A 21,261-nucleotide genomic window follows, 5' to 3' on the forward strand; every position below is an offset into this window, starting at 1 on the left:
ATCACGACTTGAGGTCCGTGATCCCCGCCCATAGCATCAATCGAAATTGTTAAAGTCAATTTCTGTTAAGCCTTATTCACTCTTATCAGCAATGACTTTACGGCCACGATAGTAACCGTCAGCAGTAACATGATGACGACGGTGTAATTCACCTGAAGTCGAATCAACTGCTAATGTTGACTCGGTTAATGCATCATGTGAACGACGCATACCGCGACGTGAAGGACTCTTTTTACTCTTTTGAACAGCCATGGCTTAAACTCCTAAACCCAAAACGACAAATAAATTATTTCTTCGATTTCAACGAAGATAAAACGGCAAACGGTGAGACTGGTTTTTCAGGCTCAATTTCTTCATCTCCTGCTTGCCATAATTCTTCTGGCAAACATGGATAATCATGTTTTGGCACTATTGGTAAGGCAAGTATTAACTCATCTTCCACAATCTGTGCCGGATCAACTTGTTTTGCATCATTCAAGATCCATGGCTCGTATTGTTCGGCAAGACCTTCAATTTTCCCTTCGTGCCGAACCAGTGCCAATATCGTTGTAATGTTCATTGAATGAGCCATCGGCTCCATACAACGTTCACATAACAGATTAACCGTTACAGCAAACTGTCCACGCATATAGGGCGTGCCGGTTGTATCAATATCAAACTGCATATCGACCGACACTGTTCCTGAATTGTCGTGCAACATTTCGCTCAACCGCGACATTTTACTGACCGGGATTTCCCCCGCTATCTGTAAACCGCTGTGAGCAAAACGAAACGGATCAATCTCTTTTGGCAATTGCTGATGCATAATCGACGGGATTATATAAGAATTGGTATCAAACAGCAAAAAGCTGTTGATTCCTGCTGATTTCAGCAGGAATCAAACGTTTGAAATTAGTACGATGACTGTGCAATTTAAACGTCATTATGTAGCTCAATAGTAACGTTACCTTCTTCTTCAGTCTGTTTGGACATGTCATTACGCAGCGCATCAATGTAATACAAATAGGTTTCATCAATATCGCCGGTAATGTAATCACCATCGAAACAGGACGTATCAAAGCGTTTAACATCACTTTTCTTGTTAATGGCTTCAACCAGATCGTTTAAATCCTGATAAATCAACCAGTCTACACCCAGCTCTTCTGCAATTTGCTTAACATTGCGATTATGCGCAACAAATTCAGAGGGTGAAGGCATATCAATACCATACACATTAGGGAAACGAACTGGTGGTGCGGCGGAAGCAAGATAGACTTTTTTCGCGCCAGCATCTCGAGCCATTTGCACGATTTGCTGGGAAGTTGTACCACGGACGATTGAATCATCGACCAGCAACACATTTTTATCACGAAACTCCAGGTCAATAGCATTGAGCTTTTGTCTCACTGATTTTTTACGTTGCTGTTGTCCGGGCATAATGAACGTCCGGCCGATATATCTGTTTTTAATAAAGCCTTCGCGGTAAACCACACCTAAATCATATGAAAGTTGTAATGCAGCGCTGCGACTGGTATCGGGAATTGGAATGACCACATCAATGTCATGATCAGGAAATTCGCGCTTGATTTTCTCTGCCAGTTTAGTGCCCATTCGCATACGGCTTTTGTGAACAGAGATACCGTCCATCATTGAATCAGGACGGGCAAAATAAACGTATTCAAAGATACAGGGTGATTTAACAGGGTTCTCTGCACATTGCTGGCTGTGGAAACTGCCTTCCATGTCAATAAAGATACATTCTCCCGGCTGGACATCACGCATAAATTCGAAATCCAGCGTGTCCATCACGACACTTTCAGAAGCCACAACATACTCGGTACCCTGCTCTGAGTCGCGCTTGCCAATAACGGCAGGACGGATACCATAGGGATCACGGAAAGCCAACATACCCACGCCAGCAATCATCGCTACTGCAGCATATGCACCTTTACAACGTTTATGTACTTCTGAAACCGCTTTGAAAATATCTTCGGGTTGTGGTTTGAGCTTTCCGGAAGTCTGCAATTCGTGAGCAAGTACATTTAATAACACTTCGGAATCTGAACCGGTATTAAGGTGACGACGATCACTTTTAAACAATTGATCTGATAACAGCTGTGTGTTGGTCAGGTTACCATTGTGGGCCAGTGCAATACCGAAAGGCGAGTTGACATAAAATGGCTGGGATTCAGCTGAGTTGGAACACCCCGCGGTAGGATAGCGTATATGGCCAATGCCCATTGAACCTTTCAGACGAATCATATGACGGGTATGAAAAACATCTTTTACCAGTCCATTATCTTTGCGAAGATAAAACCGTCCGTTCTGGTCACACGTCATGATTCCCGCGGCATCCTGACCACGATGTTGTTGAACGGTCAGTCCGTCATAAAGTGCCTGGTTGACTTCTGAATGACCTACGATTCCGATAATTCCACACATATATTAAGACCCTGTCAGGATTAGTTGAAGTTAACGTGTTCGGCGACATCAGCTGGTAAAAACTGTTTGACCCAAATCGCCAGATCTTCAAAGTGTTGTAACAATAAAGAATTTTGCCACCAACTGTCAGATGGCATGGGTGTTACTCCGGCAGCCAACACTAATATAGTGACAATTGCTGCACCTCTAAGAATACCAAAAATCACTCCCAGAGCACGGTCAGTGCCGCTGAGACCTGTTTTTTCAACCAATTGTGAAATCAAATGATTAACCAGTGCCCCGAGTATTAATGTGACAACAAATAAGACAAAGAATGCAATAAATAGACGTAGTGTAGCTGTATCAATATAGGGCGTTAACAAACTGGCGAAGTTTGCAAAAAACATGAATGCAACCCAAATCGCCACTATCCAGCTAATTAACGAAAGTACTTCTTTTATAAAACCGCGAACGATACTGATGCCCGACGAAATCAAAATAATGCCGATTATTAAATAATCTACCCAGTTCATTATGACTCCGCGTCGAGCGAGCGTGTTAAAAGGAGAATTTTATCAGAATTGCACAAACGAACCCAATATATTTACTTTAAATAACTAGTTAATTGAGTTGTTTGTGATGCATTACTGATATGGGAAAACCTGGGTATTTATATTCAATTGGTTACGTATTGACTCAGCAGTTTTTTCCAGAGCAGATCGATCTGCACTCGGTTGCAATCTCACTCGATAAATAACGTTTCCACCTGAACGGGTTTGCTCAATCGTAGGTTTATAACCCAGCTCTTCCAACTGCTTTTTCCGACTGATTGCATTCGCTTCCATTGAAAAACTGCCTAACTGAAGAATCCAGCGCGAATTTGCTTCTGCCGGAGCAGGAGTCGATTCTGTTTTAGGCTCGGGTTGACTTATCTTGGGAGCTGGAGCTTCTACTACCGGTTCAGGTTCGGGAGCTTTTGGCGCGGGAGCAGGTTTGGGAGCCTCAGGTACCGGAGCTGGTGCTACAGTTTCAGGTTCAGGTGTTACAGGAGCTGGTGCTACAGTTTCAGGTGTGACAGGTTCTGACACAAAAGCGTCAGGTAGCTGCGGAGCAGTATTGTCTTTAACTTTAGGATCAATATCGACAAAAGCTTCGGAGGAAGACATAGCTGTTTCCAACTCTGAGTCATCATCTACCTTTTCCTGTAAAGGCTCAATCACCGATGAAAACTGAATGGGTTCTTCTTCGACTTCCTGTCTGCCGGATTCTGTCTGACTAACTTTGGATAAAACGATATAAGCGAGCACGGCGATGAAAAAGACAAGCAATAGCGTCCCGATTAAACGCTGTTGTTGTTTTTGGGTCATCATAAATCTCCGCTACTCGCTTTTATCAGATTAGTGCCGGTTTTGTGTATTAACTTCGTGAAAACTGGCCTGTTCTGGCGGCAGAACAGTTGCAGTATCCGGAGTCGGTAACACTTTTGTTGGCATATGTTGCAAGGCTTTTTCCAGAACTTCATTAATCCAGCGTACCGGAATAATTTCCAAACCGGATTTTACATTATCTGGAATTTCCCGTAAGTCTTTGACGTTATCTTTGGGAATTAAAACCGTATCAATACCACCGCGATGTGCAGCAAGCAATTTTTCTTTCAAACCACCGATTGCCAGGACCTCACCACGCAACGTGATTTCACCAGTCATCGCCACATTGGATTTAACCGGAATTCCGGTAATCGCAGATACCAGCGCCGTACACATACCGATACCCGCGCTAGGACCATCTTTTGGTGTAGCACCTTCAGGAACATGGATATGCAAATCGTGACTTTGAAGATAATCCTCAGCAATACCCCACTCTACTGCTCTTGAACGAACAACAGTGGTTGCTGCCTGAATAGATTCCTGCATCACATCACCCAGTTTACCGGTATAACTCGCTTTACCTTTACCTGGCATCACCGCAGATTCAATAGTCAGTAATTCGCCACCGACTTCAGTCCAGGCCAGACCAGTGACCTGACCGATGCGATCATCTTCCTCGGCAACACCATATTGATAGTGGTAAACACCAAGATAATCTTCCAGGTTATCCGCTGTTACAACCACTGTCTCTTTAGGTGATTCACGAAGAATCTGTTTAACCAGTTTGCGACAGATTTTCGAGATTTCGCGTTGCAGATTACGAACACCCGCTTCGCGTGTATAACGGCGAATGATTTCCATCACTGCAGCTTCGGTAATCTCAATTTCTCCGGCCTTTAAACCATTGTCTTTAATAACTTTTGGAAGCAGGTACTGTAAGGCAATATTCAGTTTTTCATCTTCGGTGTAACCCGCCAGTCGAATGATTTCCATCCGGTCACGCAATGCATCCGGAATATTAAGTGTATTTGCAGTACAAACAAACATCACATCAGACAAATCATATTCAACTTCCAGGTAATGATCGGCAAATGTTGAATTCTGTTCAGGATCAAGGACTTCCAGCAATGCCGAAGCGGGGTCGCCTCGGAAATCCTGAGCCATCTTGTCTATTTCATCTAGCAAAAACAATGGGTTCCGCACACCAGTTTTGGAGATATTCTGAATCACTTTACCCGGCATTGAACCAATGTATGTACGACGATGACCACGGATTTCAGCTTCATCACGTACCCCACCCAGCGCCATTCGGCTAAATTTACGATTAGTCGCACGCGCAATTGATTGAGCAATCGATGTTTTACCAACACCAGGCGGTCCAACCAAACAAAGAATCGGGCCTTTCAGTTTTTTTACCCGTTTCTGGACAGCGAGATATTCAATAATGCGTTCTTTAACTTTTTCCAGACCATAATGATCTTCATCCAGCACTTTCTGAGCGTGATCCAGATCCAGAGTGACACGTGAACGTTTTTTCCACGGCACTTCGAGTAGATATTCGATATAGTTGCGAACCACTGTGGCTTCAGCAGACATCGGCGACATCATTTTTAATTTTTTCAGCTCAGATTCAGCTTTGTCACGTGCTTCAGGGCTCATGCCCGCATTGGCAATTTTTTCCGCTAATTCTTCGACTTCATTACCAGTGTCATCCAACTCGCCAAGCTCTTTCTGCACGGCTTTAAGCTGCTCGTTCAGATAATATTCGCGCTGACTTTTTTCCATCTGTTTTTTGACGCGATTACGAATGCGTTTTTCAATCTGCTGAATATCGATTTCCGATTCCAGAAAAGCCATTAATTTTTCAATGCGGTCTTTTACATCCGCCATTTCCAATAACAGCTGCTTATCTTCAAGTTTTAACGTCATATGCGCAGCAACGGTATCCGCCATGCGCGCGAGGTCTTCAATGCTCGATAAAGAAGCAATAACTTCAGGTGGAATTTTTTTGTTGAGTTTGACGTACTGCTCAAATTGACTTAGCAACGTGCGCATTAAAACGTCAGCTTCACGCTGATCAGGATGTTCATCGATAAAACTGGCAACTTCTGCCTCGCAAAATGCGTTGCTATTATCATACAAAGCAACTTTGGCACGTTGCGTTCCCTCAACCAATACCTTCACGGTACCATCAGGTAATTTTAACAATTGCAGAATATTGGCAAGCGTTCCGGTTTCATACAGATTTTCGGGCGCAGGTGAATCTTCACCGGAATCTTTTTGAGCGACCAGCAGGATTTGCTTGTTTTCATCGGTAGCATGTTCAAGTGCTTTGATGGATTTTTCACGTCCAACAAACAAAGGAATAACCATGTGAGGATATACAACAACATCACGAAGAGGCAGCACAGGCACTTTTTGCAGTGCATTGCCATCAGTTAATGTAGTTTCAAATTCTTTTTCCATCAATGCGGACCTCTTAAGGGAGTCAACTGACACAGTAATTGTGTTCGTGAAAACAATATGGGGACAGGAATCAAGAAATCAAGCGTCCGGAGAAACCGGACGCGTCGATATCAGCCAAAAATTTAAAGATCCAACAGGTGGGAAATTATTTATCACCTGAAGCGAGATCAGCAGGATGATCTTCGTAAATCAAAATAGGCGTGTTTTCACCGTTGATAACACTCTCATCAACAACCACTTTGGTCACATTATCCAAAGACGGCAGGTCAAACATGGTGTCCAACAGGACATTTTCAATAATGGAACGCAAACCGCGAGCACCTGTTTTACGCTCCATTGCTTTGCGGGCAATCGCTCTTAGCGCATCTGCTCTGAATTCCAGCTCACAGTTTTCCAGTTCAAACAGTTTTTCATATTGTTTGGTCAGCGCATTTTTCGGCTCAGTTAAAATCTGCACCAAAGCAGCCTCATCAAGCTCCTCAAGCGTTGCAACTACCGGCAAACGACCTACAAATTCAGGAATCAAACCATATTGGATTAAATCTTCTGGCTCAACGCCGCGTAATGCTTCACTTGTCGGTGAGTTGGAATCGACACTCTTAACATCAGCAGAAAAGCCAATGCCACCTTTATGGGTACGGTTACGGATAACTTTATCCAATCCGGCAAATGCACCGCCACAGATAAACAGGATCTTGCTGGTGTCAACCTGCAAAAACTCCTGTTGCGGATGTTTTCTGCCACCTTGAGGTGGTACAGAAGCGATGGTGCCTTCAATCAACTTCAATAAAGCCTGCTGAACACCTTCACCTGACACATCACGTGTAATGGAAGGGTTATCAGACTTTTTAGAAATCTTGTCAATTTCGTCGATGTAGACAATACCGGTTTCAGCCTTTTCGACATCGTATTCACATTTCTGCAGCAGCTTTTGAATGATGTTCTCAACGTCTTCACCCACATAACCGGCCTCGGTTAATGTAGTGGCATCAGCCATAGTGAATGGAACATTAAGCTGTCTTGCCAGGGTTTCAGCAAGAAGCGTTTTACCACTACCTGTAGGTCCAATTAGCAGGATATTACTTTTGGATAACTCAACATCATCGTTTTTGGTGCCGTGACGAAGTCGTTTGTAATGGTTGTATACCGCTACCGATAACACCCGTTTAGCTTTTGCCTGACCGATAACGTAATTGTTTAGCGCTGAATCAATCTCATGGGGTGATGGCAATCTCGAATCAGCGGCCTCATCGGTTTTTTCTTGTAGCTCTTCACGAATAATATCATTGCAAAGTTCAACGCATTCATCGCAGACAAATACTGAAGGTCCAGCGATCAGTTTTTTAACTTCATGTTGGCTTTTACCGCAGAATGAACAGTAAAGTAATTTGTCGTCGTTTTTTTTGTCATCGCTCATCGCACTACTTTCCTAACGTTTGTGATTGCTCAAGACTTTTCTTCAGGTCGGCTTTTCATAACAGAATCAATTAAACCATATTCTGCTGCTTGTTCACCATTCATGAAATTATCACGGTCAGTATCACGTTCAATTTTCTTAATATCCTGACCAGTGTGATGGGCCATAATTCCATTTAATCGATCACGAATGCTTAAAATTTCTTTTGCATGAATATCGATATCCGATGCCTGCCCCTGAAATCCGCCTAAAGGTTGATGCACCATAATGCGTGAGTTTGGCAAGGCGAAACGTTTTCCCTTAGCACCCGCAGTGAGCAATAATGCGCCCATGCTGGCGGCCTGACCAATACACAAAGTGCTGACTTGGGGTTTGATAAATTGCATTGTGTCATAGATTGCCAGACCGGCGGTCACAGCACCACCCGGCGAATTGATATAAAGATGAATATCTTTGTCCGGATTTTCAGATTCAAGAAACAACATCTGGGCGACAATCAAGTTCGCCATATGGTCTTCAACCTGACCCACTAAAAAGATAATACGTTCTTTTAGCAGACGGGAATAGATATCGTAAGAACGTTCACCACGTGAAGTTTGTTCAACTACGATTGGAACCAATGCATTTTGAACTGGATTGAGTTGCTCAGAAAATTTAGTGCTCATAGCGGTCCTGTTTTAATGCCAAATAAAAAATAACCCGTGCCCAAAAGTTTGAGCACGGGCTGTCTTTGTAAAAAAACTTGCTAGTGCCTTTAGGCTACAGCATTCATCACTTCAGAAAATGAAGATGCTTTTTCTTCAACTTTAACATTATCGTAGATCCATTCAACAACAGTATCTTCGACAACCATCATTTGGATTTCAGATAATTTATCCTGATTGGTCATGTAATAGTTCATAACGTCTTCAGGATCTTCATAACTGGCAGCAATAGCTTCAATGGCTTCACGAACCCGTTTTTCTTCAGGTTGAATGTTGTTATCAGAAATAATCTTACCGATAAGCAGACTCAGTTTGACACGTTTTTCTGCATTTTCCTTGAAATTACTTAATTCAAAAGGTAAGCCTTCAACGTTAACACCTTGATTGCGCAGGTTATTCTTAGCCTGTTCCATCAAGTAATTAGCTTCACGCTCAACCGGTGCTTCAGGTAAAGCAATTTCATTATTGGCTGCAACACTATCCATTGCTTTGCGCTTGTTCACATTTTTAAGTGCCGCTGCAAGTTCACGTTCCATATTTGAACGGACTTCTTTTTTCAAAGCGGCTAAGCCACCTTCAACGCCACACATTTCAGCAAACTCTTTGTCCAGTTTTGGCAATTTCTTTTTGGCCACCTGTTTAACAGTGACAGCAAAATCGGCTTTTTTACCTCGCAGGTGCTCAGCGCGATAATCTTCCGGGAAGGTCATTGAAATAGTCAGTTCCTGGTTGGGTTTGACGCCAACCAGTTGCTGTTCAAATTCAGGCAGCATACTGTTATTACCAATGACAACGAGAACATCCTGACCTTTACCGCCCTGAAATTCTTCGCCATCAATACTGCCGACGAAATCGATGGTGACACCATCTTCTTCTTTAGCGGCACGTTTTAATGGTTCCCATGTCATGCGTTGCTCACGCAAGGTTTCAAGCATTTTGTCGACATCTTCGTCACTGACTTCTGCAACGGTTTTTTCCAGCTTGATATCGTCTACCTTTACTGCATCGATTTCAGGAAAGATCTCATAATTCAACGTATATATTAATGTTGAATCTTCTTCTTTCATGCTATCGATATGAGGAGGGCTTGCAGGATTAACATTTTCTTGAGTGAACGCTTCGCGCATACTGTCTTGAACAATCTGATCAATCACATCACGGCGTGCTGAGGGACCATGCGTTTTAACCAGCATCTTCATCGGAACTTTACCGGGACGGAAACCAGCCATTCGAACAGTCGGGCGGATAGAAACCAAGCGTTTTTCAACAGCCTGTTCAATATTTGCATCTTCCACGGTGATGGTCATTTTACGACCGAGTTCGCTGACATTTTCTACAGTTACTTGCATTCTTTAAACCTCAAACACGGGGATTAAGCGCATTGCTGGCGTCTATGCGCCGACAATTGTAAATGGTACGAGAGGAGAGACTCGAACTCTCACAGGTTACCCTACTGGAACCTAAATCCAGCGCGTCTACCAATTCCGCCACTCTCGCAAATCGTTATTAATATGCATTCATATCAAATCAAGTCGGCCATTATAGCCAGATAAACTAACCAAAACTAGCCTTGTATTGTCAAAAAGGTGAATGCCAATGATGCCTGCTGGCAAAATTGACGAAAAGCGATCAGATCCTGACGATTTAATCCTCGCTCAGAAGCATGTCTGTCAGCCAGAAATAACCCCACCGGTTTGTTGGATTTTTTTAACGGCATAGCCAGCATCGGTTTGCCCGCCATTAGTTGATTACTTTCCCTGTGCAGTTTTTTTAACAGCGCAGGTTGTGAGTCGTCGATCAATACGGCATCTTCAGCAGCGAGTAAATCTTTAAAAAGGGTTTGAGCATTGCTCTCCATTGATACCTGAAACAACTCGCAAAACTGCTCGTTTTGATTGCCTAGTACGTAACGACAATTCAGTTGCTTTTTATCTGCGGATAATACGGCAAAAATCACTCTATCCATTCCCGCGCCGCGATAAATACCCTCCATCACCATTTCCAGTATCAAATTGATACCACAATGCTCCTGGATGGCTTGTGAAATGTCTTGCAGAATGCGTAGCTGCATCGATTGGTCGGGTGCCGGATAATCTGAGGTTTCTTCAAAATCACTCACAAAATCCTGCTGCTCTCCTTCAGCTTTTAATTCTGGAGGAAGCGGTATCAAACCTCTCACCCGCTCACTACCGGTGAGGTTAAGTAACTTTTGTGCCGACAATGCACTGTCATATACAGAGGGTTTCAAGGTTTCCAGTTTTTGGTGTGTCAACGAGACAACTTTCTCAAACCATGGGTTAAGTTTGTCCGCATTCCAGCCTTTACTGGTTTCAATCGCCAACTGTCCAGCATATCTAATGATCAGAACGGATTCGGATTTCACATTCGGCCGAAAACTATCGATTAATAAATCATTTAACGACCAGGCTTCTGCCAGGCCTTGAGTCAGTTGCTGAAGCGTAAAACCCAATACGTCACTCTCGGCAGCAGCACTGCAATCCTGGTTTTCAAACGCGGTTACGGTTTTGTCATCAGCAAACGCCCAAAAAGTTAAATGTCCTAAACGTGATAACAATGCAGCGATAAAAATATCCTCAGGCGTTTCGGAATGACAGAGGATTGCCATATTTTGTGCCTGAACAGCGGCATGCAGGGAAACAGCCATTTCCTTAAGTACTTTGTCGTGGCGTTTGGTGGCCTTTAGAGAGTCAATCAACACCAGTGTCAGCGCGAGAACTTTGACTTGTTCAAACCCCAACAACATCAATGCCCGCGATACAGTATTAATATGGTGACCCTGAGGATTGTAGTAAACACTGTTGGCCATTTTCAGCAAACGACTGGTTAATGCTGCATCACGAAGAATGACCTGCGCAACATCAACTGCCGCGCTATCTTCCTGCTCGAGAATCTGGTTAATCTCCAACATGGTATTTGGAAATACCGGCATGTGTTTATTGGTCAGCTGATGGATAAACCGTTGTGCGGCAACAGGAATTGGTGTCATTCGTTGTTATCTTTCAATATAAGCTGATTGGCAATGCCATGCGGAACATGGCCTGTTGCCACGTGATCTCTTGCAGAAATGCAATGTCGTTCCTGATCATCAAAAAAGATATCAGCACCAAACGATTTAAGGAAAGGCCCTTTTTCCATCCCACCCAGAAAAATGGCTTCATCAATACGAATGCCCCACTCTCTCAAGGTGCGGATAACCCGTTCATGAGCGGGAGCAGAACGTGCAGTAACCAAGGCGGTACGAATCGGTGAACTGTTTTCTGGATATTCAGTTTGAATTTTATTCAGGGCCATTAAAAAGTCTTTAAAGGGACCACCCGATAGCGCCTGTCTGGCTGTTTGCTGCTCATTTTCGGTGAAGGCTTCAAGACCGCGTTCTTTAAATATTCTTTCAGATTCATCCGAAAAGATGACAGCGTCCCCATCAAAGGCGATGCGTAATTGTTCTGATTCAGAGTTATGCCCCAGATTTGATGGCAGGATAGTCGCAGCGGCAATACCTGCCTCAAGGGCCATACGAACATCTTCCGGGCTGGTAGACAAAAACAGGTTGGCGCTAAATGGTGCAACGTACCGATAAGGACTGCTGCCGGAGGTAAACACGGCGCGAATGATGCCTAAATTATGATATTGAATTGAATTGAAAACCCGTAATCCGGTATCTGCACTGTTACGTGACAGTAATATAATTTCAACCCGCGGTGTTTTAGGGTTATTGTCGTTTAAGGCAAGTAACTTTTTGACCAGATTGAATGCCCCACCTGGTTCCAAAGGCACATCTTCATTTTCTATCTGAAAGCGGCAATAGGCCTCTGTGCCCTGCTCTTCGTAGATACGGTGGCTTTCATCCAAATCAAACAAAGCACGTGATGAAATAGCCACTACCAATGGTTTTGTCCCCGTCTCCACGTTTACTCCCTGATCAATGATTGAGCATCGTTGCGTATATTTTGTTTAATCACGTTCCACATTTGTTCTCGGCTCTCTTTTGGCAGTTTCGGGCTATTAAACAACCTCTGCATATCCTGTTCAAAACTCGTCAATACTGAAACGGATGCGGGCTTACCTTTGGGAAAATTACTCTCTGCAGTAAAAACCACATGACAGAATACCGGCATTTTAGGAATCAAAGAGCGGATGGCCTGCCGCGCATTTTCAAGATGATGCAGGGGGTTAGTAAATTTATAACTCCGCCCATCCACAATTTGCGTCCATTGTTCAATTTGTTCTGCACCGAATAAATGACCACTAATTGGATAGTCCCGCAAAATCAAAATACCTTGTTCCAGCAGAAAAAGCTTTTCAATTTCCAGTATACCGCCGACCCCGTCTGGAAGAATGACATTGTTAAGTTCATCCTGTTTGTAGGGTTTTAACACTTGCTCGATTTGGAGCTGTGAAGGACTTCTACGAAAAAAAAGCCGATAGAGTAAACAGATAATAATTACTGCAACAATGCTTAGCCCGACGGCCAACTCTACAGAAAATTCTTCAAGCAAATGAATGGTACTCCCGAAATTTATATTATACGGCGATTAAGCCGGGCTTTGTTCAATTGACTGATCGTTGATTGGATCCTGATGAATTATAACTTCTGACTCATCAAATAACCCCCGAATATCCTGACTTACTGCCACACTGACATCATGGGCCTGTTGCAGACTCAGTTCGGGATCCAGTTCCAGATGTAATTGTATAAAGGTAGTGGTACCCGAGCGTCTGGTGCGTAAATCATGTACACCTTTTGCTTGAGAATGCGTTAAGGCTGTTTGGATTATCTGTTGTCTCTCTTTATCAGTAATTTCATGATCCATTAGTAGATCAACAGCATCTCTTAATATTCTCCAGGCACTGAACAAAACATAAATTGCGATGAAAATCGCCATGAGCGGATCCAGCCAAATTAACCCAAAATGGGATAAAAACAGCGCGATAATGACACTGAAATTGATTAATAAATCAGATCGATAATGCAGAGAGTCGGCCCGAATGGCAGACGAATTAGTTTTAATGATGACAAAGCGTTGCACAAACAATAAACCGATAGTGGCAAGCATGGAAAACAGCATCACCGCTATTCCCAATTCAATACCGGTTGTTAAGGGTTGAGGAGTTATCAGTCGACCACTGGCCTGAAACAACAGCATTATCGCAGAACCAGTGATAAACATGGACTGACCTAATGCAGCAAGAGGCTCGGCCTTACCATGACCAAAACGGTGTTCTTTATCCGCGGGCTGAAGGGCATGCCGAATGGCGAGCAAATTCACCAGTGACGCCAGCAAATCCAGACTGGAATCAATAAGACTAGCCAGAATACTCATGGAATCAGAAATATACCAGGCGGTTAACTTGGCAGTAATAAGCGCTAATGCAGTAATGACCGACGCATAACTTGCTATTCGCATTAAAGCGGCATTACTGAAGTGTTGAGACCGTAACATGTTCTCAGTATAGTGAGACACAATCACAGTGGAAAGCAAAATTACATTGTATTAACCAATCAGAAATTATTCGCCATTTTCAGGAAATATCATGTCGACCACCATCAATAGTCAGCCGTTTAATGATCAACGTCCTGGCACCTCTGGACTGCGTAAACGAGTCCGGGTTTTTCAGCAAAAACATTATCTGGAAAACTTTGTACAGGCAATGTTTGACTCTGTTGGTGACACTCAAGATCAGACATTAGTTATTGGCGGAGATGGGCGATTTTATAACCAAACAGCCATCCAGACAATTGTCAAAATGGCAGCAGTCAATGGTTTTAAAAGACTGATTATCGGCCAGCATGGGCTGCTGTCAACGCCAGCAGCTTCCTGTGTCATTCGTAAATACCATGCCTTTGGTGGCGTGATACTCTCAGCCAGCCACAATCCTGCTGGTCAGGAGGGTGATTTTGGTATCAAGTTCAATATCCGTAATGGTGGACCGGCTCCCGAGAGTATTACTGAAGCTATCTACAAAAACAGTCAACATATTTCTTCTTACCAGATATTGGAATGTGCAGATATTTCGTTGACAGAAATTGGTACACAATATTTACAGGATATGCAGATTGATATTATTGATCCGGTTGCCGATTATGCTGAATTGATGTCTGATATTTTTGATTTCCCGGCCATCAGAGCCCTGCTATGCAATGGTCGTTTCCAAATGCGTTTTGATGCCATGCATGCCATAACTGGCCCTTATGCAAAAGAAATCCTTGAAAAACGTCTGGGTGCAGAAGCTGGTACGGTCATTAATGGTGTTCCACAACCCGATTTTGCCGGCGGACATCCTGACCCCAACCTAACCTACGCCGCAGAATTGGTGGAAGAATTGTTTGCCGATATTGGTCCGGATTTTGGTGCGGCTTCGGATGGCGATGGCGATCGCAATATGATTCTGGGTCACGGTATATTTGTCACTCCTTCCGACAGTCTGGCGATACTGGCAGCGAATGCAGAATTAATTCCGGCTTATCAAAAAGGACTTAAAGGTATCGCCCGTTCCATGCCGACCAGTCAGGCCGCTGATCGTGTCGCTCATGCTTTAAATATCCCCATGCATGAAACACCGACTGGCTGGAAGTTTTTTGGCAACCTTCTTGATGCTGATATGGCAACTATTTGCGGTGAAGAAAGTTTTGGCACCGGCTCTAATCATATCCGGGAAAAAGATGGTTTATGGGCAGTATTATTCTGGCTGAATATTCTGGCAATCAGACAGCAATCTGTCAGTGAAATTGTACGTCAGCACTGGCAGAAGTATGGTCGAAATTATTACACTCGCCATGATTATGAAGAAATTCCAATCGAGATAGCCAATCAGTTGATGGAAGGGTTACAGCAGAAATTGCCTGACTTAGCGGGTCAGTCTCTGAATGGTTATATCGTCGATTATGCGGATAATTTCAGTTATCACGATCCAGTCGACAAAAGCATTGCTGAAAACCAGGGTATTCGTATTGGCTTTACTGATGGTTGCCGTATTATTTTCAGACTATCCGGCACCGGCACCCAAGGGGCAACTCTAAGGGTTTATATCGAAGCTATCGAGGATAATCCGGATAAATTATTTGAGGACACCCAAACACGACTGAAGGATTTGATTGAGCTTGCTGATAGTCTTGCCAAAATCAAATCGCTTACTGGTCGCAATGTTCCAACTGTCATTACCTAGGTTAACTACCACGCATGCAAACATTAATTTTAGGTTCCAGCTCCCCTTTCCGTGCGGAACTGCTTGCTAAATTACATTTGAGCTTTCTGACAGCTTCACCAGATATTGATGAAAGCCCAAAACCCAATGAAACACCAGACCACTTGGTAAGACGACTGGCAGAAAGCAAAGCCCGTAAAATTGCTGAACAGTATCCTGACAGCCTTATCATTGGCTCTGATCAGGTCGCCGTATTGAATGGTCAAGTGATGGGTAAACCAGGAAATCATCTCAAAGCGATTGAACAGCTTTCTGCAGCTTCCGGTAATACCGTAACGTTTATGACCGGACTGGCGTTGTTTAATGCTGCCACGGGAAATATGCAATCTGTAGTCGATTATTTTGAAGTAGTTTTCAGAGCACTTTCTGCCGAACAGATTGAGTTTTATCTAACGACTGAACAGCCCTATCAATGCGCAGGAAGTTTTAAATCGGAAGGATTTGGCATCAGCCTGTTTAAGGAGTTGCGCGGACAGGATCCAAATAGTTTGATTGGTTTACCACTGATTCGCTTGATAGAACTGCTGGCCAACGAAGGTGTGGATGTGTTGGCACAGCAGTGCAATTAAACCACGTTTATTGCTTTTTACTTTTTTCAACATTTTCCATTGCTGCAGCCTGAGCTGCCAAATTGTTCATCGTCTGTCCCATCAACTGACGGGCTGCTTTTGAACGTAAACTTCTTGCCATTCCTTCGGTAAGACCGGGATTCACATTATTAGCCGTCAACAATTCTTTCAGTTCGTCGAGTTTAGGCTCACATGATTGCAGAATATCATCAGCATTTTGTGTAGCTGAGTTGCCGGTTTTACTGGCATTTAACCGTGACTCCATCATGCACTTGTTGTAAGCGGTGATATTACTTGTCATTTCATTAATGGCTTCCTGGGGCATATCCCAAGGGGTCAGAATCGATTCTTCTGCTATTGCAAGAGTACTGAAAATTGCCAGTGAACCAGCAGCCAGATAGTGCTTAATCATTACATCCTCTCCAGATATTTATAGTTTTTTTGTTGCCATGCTGAGACCGCGCTTATAGGTCAAATTATCCCATTGAGTGCGAATACGCTACAATCTGCCATCCAATTCAATGCAGTTATCTCACTTGTTGGGATAATTTCTTAAACTTAATAACGCACATCCCAGATGAACCATAAACAAGATATACGCTTTCAACAATTGCAACAATGGTTGCAAGACTTTGTGACCGATAAAAACTATTCGTTAACACCTGCCTCCAGCGATGCCAGTTTTCGACGTTATTTTCGATTACAGCAAATGGATGCCAGTTTTATTGTTATGGATTCGCCTCCGGAGCATGAAAATAATCATGCATTCATTCACGTGGCGACATTGCTGGAGCAATACGGGCTGAATGTACCCCATATTTACGAGCAGGATCTACAGCAGGGGTTTCTAATACTGAGCGATCTGGGTAAAACCCCTTACCTTTCACAGCTATCCATTGAAACGGCTGATGAGCTTTATAAAAAAGCCATTGACAGTCTGATAACCCTGCAGCTGATTCCCTGCGAAAACCATTCATTACCTCAATATGATGCCGCATTACTACAACGTGAAATACTACTGTTTGATGACTGGTTTTTGCAGCGCCATTTGGGATTACATCCGCCCGAATGGTTAGCTGCAACATTCGAATTTTTAACGCAAAACGCTTTAGAGCAACCTCAGGTTATTGTGCATCGGGATTTTCATTCACGAAATCTGATGTACCTGCAGGGACAAAAACCGGGAATAATTGATTTTCAGGATGCCGTGATTGGCGCCATTAGTTATGACTTAGTTTCATTGTTGCGTGATGTGTATATCCAATGGTCTTCGGCTGAACAACAGCAGTGGGTTGGATATTATATTGAACAGGCACAACAACATGGATTGTTAACAACCGAGCAAGCAGAAAAATTTCCTCGTTGGTTTGATTTAATGGGCTTACAACGCCACCTTAAAATACTTGGGATCTTCTGTCGCCTGAATTATCGCGACAATAAACCTAATTATATGAATGATTTAGCATTGACTTTAAATTATGTCTATCAAGTTTGTGAGCGCTATCCAGAGCTACAAAATCTCTATCAATATCTTATTGAACAACCTAAAATTGCGGCCATAATATGAAAGTAATGATTCTCGCAGCAGGTCGCGGTGAACGGCTCAGACCGCTTACCGATCACACTCCTAAACCTTTGCTGCATGCTGGTCCAAAACGCTTGATTGAATATCTGATTGAGAAACTGGTCGATGCAGGGCTTAATGATATTGTGATTAATCATGCTCATCTTGGTGAGCAATTTGAGCCAATATTGGGCAGTGGTGAACGCTATCATGCTCATTTTGAATATTCAGCTGAAGTCGCTGGCGGGCTGGAAACCGCTGGTGGAATAATTCAGGCATTACCAATACTAGGCAATGAACCTTTTCTGGTGGTAAATGGCGATATCTGGACAGATTTTCCGTTTGCTGATCTCGCCAAGATTGAGTTATCTACTGAGCAACTATGTCACCTGGTTATGGTGAATAATCCTGCGCACAACCCTGCCGGAGACTTTTATCTTGAATCAGAAGGTTTGCTATCACTTGAAGGTGAGCCAAAACTGACATTCAGTGGTATTGGAATTTACCGTCCGGAAATGTTTGCAGAGCATCCGGTTGCCAAACGTGCCTTAAAGCCATTTTTTGTTGAGGTTATGAAGCAGAAAAAAGCGACTGGGCAACATTATCAGGGTCAGTGGTCTGATATTGGAACGGTCGAGCGCTTAACTTTACTGGCCAAGCAACTCGACATTTAACGGCCTTCAGGCGCAGAGAAACTCCAATAAGGCTTTTTGCGCATGAAGTCGATTTTCAGCTTCATCCCAAACGACACTTTGCTGGCCATCAATGACATCTGCTGTGACTTCTTCACCACGATGTGCTGGCAGACAATGCATAAATAATGCATCGGTAGCGGCATGTTGCATGACCTTTTTATCCACCTGAAACGCAGCAAATGCGGCTTCTCGTTTTCGCTGTTCCTCTTCCTGCCCCATGCTGGCCCAAACATCGGTTACCACTAAATCAGCATGCTCAGCAGCCTGTATAGGGTCATTAAACAGGCGAACCTGTGCATCTACCGCATCGATAACCTCTGTTTTGGGCTCATAGCCTTCAGGGGTGGCAATATTTAAATTAAAACCAAACTGTTGAGCAGCATTAATATAGGAATGACACATATTATTGCCATCACCAATCCACACAACCGTTTTTCCACGAATATCACCACGATGTTCCTGATAGGTTTGCATATCAGCCAGCAATTGACAGGGATGAAAATCATCAGTCAAGGCGTTGATCACCGGTACCGATGAATATTTAGCGAAGGTTTCAATCTTGCTATGCTCAAAGGTTCGGATCATGACGGCATCAACCATGCTGGAAATGACTCTGGCGGAGTCCTCAATCGGCTCGCCTCTGCCCAGTTGGGTATCATCGGGTGATAAAAAGATTGAACCACCACCAAACTGCACCATCGCTGATTCAAACGATACGCGGGTACGAGTTGAAGATTTTTCAAAAATCATTGCCAGGACTTTATTTTTCAATGGCTGGTAGATTTCGCCCGCCTTGTGCATCTTTTTCAGTTCTGTGGCCCGTGCAATCAACAGCCCCAGTTCGGCTGGCGATAAATCCTTAAGCGTAAGAAAATGTCTCATATCAGGCTACGCTCTCTACAGGCCGTGTCGCAAGAAAGGTTTTGATCAATTGACTTACCTTATTGACGATCAACACCGCTTCCTCAGCATTAATAATCATTGGCGGCAATAAACGAATAACTTTTTCAGATGTTACGTTGATCAAAATATTTTCCTGCAAAGCCAATTTAACCAGTTCTGCACATGGCGTGGTGAGCTCAATACCAAACATAAAGCCCAGATGACGTACTTCTTTCACGCCTTCAGTCTTGCCCAGCTGTTGTTTAAATTGCTGAAACATCTGCTCACCCAGTCTGCTGACATGACCCAATAACTGTTCTTTTTCAATCGTCTCCAAAACGGCTAGAGCAGCACTACAGGCTAACGGGTTACCACCAAATGTTGAACCATGATTACCGGCCTGTAATACGCCTTTAGCCAAACCAGCAACCAGACAGGCGCCTACAGGCATACCATTGCCCAAACCTTTTGCCAACGTCATGACATCCGGCAATAAATCCGCTTTATGTTGATAGGCAAACCATTTTCCAGTCCGACCCACACCTGTCTGTACTTCATCGAGCATCATCAATAATTTGCGCTGCGTACAGAGATCCCGAATAGCAGACAAATATTCACTGTCGGGAACCTTGATACCGCCCTCACCCTGAACCGGTTCAACTAAGACCGCTACCGCTTCAGGCCAGTGGCTGACCGCCATGCGTACCGCATCGATGTCATTGTAAGGAACCCTCACAAAGCCAGGGAGCAATGGCTCAAAACCAGCCTGAACCTTTGCATTACCGGTTGCGGTCAAGGTCGCCATCGTCCGACCATGGAAGCTGCCATCCATAACAATAATGACCGGTTTATCAATGCCTTTGCTGTGACCGTATTTACGGGCAATTTTAATGGCCGCTTCATTTGCCTCAGCACCGGAATTACAGAAAAAAACCTGTTCCATACCAGACACTTGTGTCAGCTTATCTGCCAATAGCTGCTGTTTTTCGATGTGGTACATATTCGAGGTATGTATTAATGTTGAAGCCTGCTCAGAAATCGCTCGCGTCACCGCAGGGTGGCAATGCCCAAGATTGCAAACCGCAATACCACTTAATGCATCAAGATATCGCTCGCCACGGGTATCAGTCAGCCAAGCACCTTCCCCTTTAGCAAAAGTAATATCCAAACGTCCATAAGTAGGCATGACAGATTCGGTCATGGCATTTATCTCCCTGCCTGTTTTTCAAGGCGACATATCAGCAGATATTTCTGCTGGATTGAAACGAAAAATGGCAGTTTCAAAAGAAAACTGCCATATTCCAAAAACCATAAATTATATAACGAATCAGTCAGCAGTCATAAGACTACTGACTAATCTTAACGTTTATGCTGCGAAATTAGCCGCAACAAAATCCCAATTTACCAGTGTCCAGAATGATTCCAGATATTTAGGACGGGCATTTCGGTAATCAATGTAGTAAGCATGTTCCCAAACATCACAGGTTAGTAATGGTGTTTGGCCTGCTGTAAGCGGGCAACCAGCATTGCTGGTATTCACAATCTCAATGCTGCCATCAGCATTTTTTACCAGCCATGTCCAACCTGAACCGAAGTTAGTGGTCGCCGACTTGGTAAATTGATCTTTAAATTCTGCAAATGAACCAAACTTGGCATCAATTGCAGCAGCCAGATCACCAGAAACAGCATCTTTGCCATTCGGTGTCAGGCAGTTCCAGTAGAAAGTGTGATTCCAAACCTGTGCAGCATTATTGAAAACACCACCACTGGATTTAGTGATAATGGTTTCCAGCGGTTGACCTTCAAATTCGGTTCCAGGAACCAGATTGTTCAGGTTATTTACATATGTTTGGTGATGTTTACCGTAATGGTATTCAAGAGTCTCTGCAGAGATGTGTGGTTCCAAAGCATCTTTTGCATAAGGAAGTGGTGGCAATTCAAAAGCCATAAAAAAATCTCCTTGATTGAAAATA

21 protein-coding genes and 1 tRNA gene are annotated in these 21,261 nt (G+C 43.6%); 4 read left to right on the plus strand and 18 right to left on the minus strand.

Annotated elements, in window-relative coordinates; all coding sequences use genetic code 11:
- Nucleotides 1–72: 72 nt before the first annotated feature.
- From rpmF to B3S93_RS07160, 14 genes are all read right to left on the minus strand, one after another.
- Nucleotides 73–252, minus strand: coding sequence for a 50S ribosomal protein L32 (gene rpmF, locus B3S93_RS07095; RefSeq protein ID WP_014707203.1), 180 nt, complete (start codon nt 250–252; stop codon nt 73–75).
- Between the two features lie 34 nt (nt 253–286).
- On the minus strand, nt 287–844 hold the full coding sequence (locus tag B3S93_RS07100; protein WP_292399013.1) for a YceD family protein: 558 nt from the start codon (nt 842–844) through the stop codon (nt 287–289).
- 68 nt (nt 845–912) lie between these two features.
- Nucleotides 913–2,421: an amidophosphoribosyltransferase gene (gene purF / locus B3S93_RS07105; RefSeq protein ID WP_292357193.1), complete on the minus strand. Its 1,509-nt coding sequence runs from the start codon at nt 2,419–2,421 to the stop codon at nt 913–915.
- Between the two features lie 20 nt (nt 2,422–2,441).
- Nucleotides 2,442–2,933 carry a CvpA family protein gene (locus B3S93_RS07110; protein ID WP_292357195.1) on the minus strand — a complete coding sequence of 164 codons (492 nt, stop codon included), beginning with the start codon at nt 2,931–2,933 and terminating at the stop codon, nt 2,442–2,444.
- 111 nt (nt 2,934–3,044) lie between these two features.
- Complete coding sequence (locus B3S93_RS07115) at nt 3,045–3,770, minus strand: SPOR domain-containing protein (RefSeq protein WP_292399016.1); 726 nt, start codon at nt 3,768–3,770, stop codon at nt 3,045–3,047.
- 27 nt (nt 3,771–3,797) lie between these two features.
- Nucleotides 3,798–6,233, minus strand: coding sequence for an endopeptidase La (gene lon / locus B3S93_RS07120; RefSeq protein ID WP_292399019.1), 2,436 nt, complete (start codon nt 6,231–6,233; stop codon nt 3,798–3,800).
- A gap of 145 nt (nt 6,234–6,378) precedes the next feature.
- A complete protein-coding gene (gene clpX, locus B3S93_RS07125) occupies nt 6,379–7,650 on the minus strand; it encodes an ATP-dependent Clp protease ATP-binding subunit ClpX (RefSeq protein ID WP_292399022.1) in 1,272 nt (423 codons plus the stop codon).
- Nucleotides 7,651–7,679: 29 nt separating this feature from the next.
- On the minus strand, nt 7,680–8,315 hold the full coding sequence (clpP, locus tag B3S93_RS07130; protein ID WP_292357202.1) for an ATP-dependent Clp endopeptidase proteolytic subunit ClpP: 636 nt from the start codon (nt 8,313–8,315) through the stop codon (nt 7,680–7,682).
- Between the two features lie 89 nt (nt 8,316–8,404).
- Complete coding sequence (gene tig / locus B3S93_RS07135; protein ID WP_292357204.1) at nt 8,405–9,703, minus strand: trigger factor; 1,299 nt, start codon at nt 9,701–9,703, stop codon at nt 8,405–8,407.
- Nucleotides 9,704–9,766: 63 nt separating this feature from the next.
- Nucleotides 9,767–9,851 (minus strand) — tRNA-Leu (locus B3S93_RS07140).
- Nucleotides 9,852–9,918: 67 nt separating this feature from the next.
- On the minus strand, nt 9,919–11,361 hold the full coding sequence (locus tag B3S93_RS07145) for an HDOD domain-containing protein (RefSeq protein ID WP_292399024.1): 1,443 nt from the start codon (nt 11,359–11,361) through the stop codon (nt 9,919–9,921).
- Nucleotides 11,358–12,281: a 5'-nucleotidase gene (locus B3S93_RS07150; protein WP_292399026.1), complete on the minus strand. Its 924-nt coding sequence runs from the start codon at nt 12,279–12,281 to the stop codon at nt 11,358–11,360. Before B3S93_RS07150 ends, B3S93_RS07145 begins: the two co-directional genes overlap by 4 nt.
- A gap of 2 nt (nt 12,282–12,283) precedes the next feature.
- Nucleotides 12,284–12,871 (minus strand): nuclease-related domain-containing protein, encoded by a 588-nt coding sequence (locus B3S93_RS07155; protein ID WP_292357210.1) that lies wholly within the window; start codon nt 12,869–12,871, stop codon nt 12,284–12,286.
- Nucleotides 12,872–12,907: 36 nt separating this feature from the next.
- A complete protein-coding gene (locus B3S93_RS07160; RefSeq protein ID WP_292399029.1) occupies nt 12,908–13,816 on the minus strand; it encodes a cation diffusion facilitator family transporter in 909 nt (302 codons plus the stop codon).
- Nucleotides 13,817–13,904: 88 nt separating this feature from the next.
- Here B3S93_RS07160 and B3S93_RS07165 point away from each other — a divergent pair, with 88 nt between their 5' ends.
- Both B3S93_RS07165 and B3S93_RS07170 read left to right on the plus strand, forming a co-directional pair.
- A complete protein-coding gene (locus B3S93_RS07165; RefSeq protein WP_292399450.1) occupies nt 13,905–15,539 on the plus strand; it encodes an alpha-D-glucose phosphate-specific phosphoglucomutase in 1,635 nt (544 codons plus the stop codon).
- Between the two features lie 14 nt (nt 15,540–15,553).
- Nucleotides 15,554–16,147 (plus strand): Maf family protein, encoded by a 594-nt coding sequence (locus B3S93_RS07170; RefSeq protein ID WP_292399033.1) that lies wholly within the window; start codon nt 15,554–15,556, stop codon nt 16,145–16,147.
- A 7-nt stretch (nt 16,148–16,154) separates the two neighbouring features.
- On the opposite strand, the gene B3S93_RS07175 is transcribed toward B3S93_RS07170, so the two are convergent.
- Nucleotides 16,155–16,559, minus strand: coding sequence for a hypothetical protein (locus tag B3S93_RS07175; protein ID WP_292399037.1), 405 nt, complete (start codon nt 16,557–16,559; stop codon nt 16,155–16,157).
- Between the two features lie 165 nt (nt 16,560–16,724).
- Here B3S93_RS07175 and B3S93_RS07180 point away from each other — a divergent pair, with 165 nt between their 5' ends.
- Together B3S93_RS07180 and murU are read left to right on the plus strand one after the other, a co-directional pair.
- Nucleotides 16,725–17,714, plus strand: a complete 990-nt coding sequence (locus B3S93_RS07180) for an aminoglycoside phosphotransferase family protein (protein ID WP_292399040.1) — start codon at nt 16,725–16,727, stop codon at nt 17,712–17,714.
- Nucleotides 17,711–18,385 carry an N-acetylmuramate alpha-1-phosphate uridylyltransferase MurU gene (gene murU, locus B3S93_RS07185; protein ID WP_292399043.1) on the plus strand — a complete coding sequence of 225 codons (675 nt, stop codon included), beginning with the start codon at nt 17,711–17,713 and terminating at the stop codon, nt 18,383–18,385. The genes B3S93_RS07180 and murU overlap by 4 nt, the downstream gene beginning before the upstream one ends.
- A gap of 6 nt (nt 18,386–18,391) precedes the next feature.
- Here murU and argF read toward each other — a convergent pair whose 3' ends face one another.
- The 3 genes from argF to sodB all read right to left on the minus strand — a co-directional run bounded on the left by argF (nt 18,392) and on the right by sodB (nt 21,236).
- Nucleotides 18,392–19,288 carry an ornithine carbamoyltransferase gene (gene argF / locus B3S93_RS07190; RefSeq protein ID WP_292399045.1) on the minus strand — a complete coding sequence of 299 codons (897 nt, stop codon included), beginning with the start codon at nt 19,286–19,288 and terminating at the stop codon, nt 18,392–18,394.
- A 1-nt stretch (nt 19,289) separates the two neighbouring features.
- Nucleotides 19,290–20,489 (minus strand): aspartate aminotransferase family protein, encoded by a 1,200-nt coding sequence (locus tag B3S93_RS07195; RefSeq protein WP_292399048.1) that lies wholly within the window; start codon nt 20,487–20,489, stop codon nt 19,290–19,292.
- 165 nt (nt 20,490–20,654) lie between these two features.
- The gene (gene sodB, locus B3S93_RS07200) at nt 20,655–21,236 is read right to left on the minus strand and encodes a superoxide dismutase [Fe] (protein WP_014707224.1); all 582 of its coding nucleotides are present in this window, start codon (nt 21,234–21,236) and stop codon (nt 20,655–20,657) included.
- Nucleotides 21,237–21,261 lie beyond the last annotated feature (25 nt).

The sequence above is a fragment of the Methylophaga sp. UBA3613 genome, assembly GCF_002375415.1.
In the GTDB taxonomy this organism is placed as follows: Bacteria; Pseudomonadota; Gammaproteobacteria; order Nitrosococcales; family Methylophagaceae; genus Methylophaga.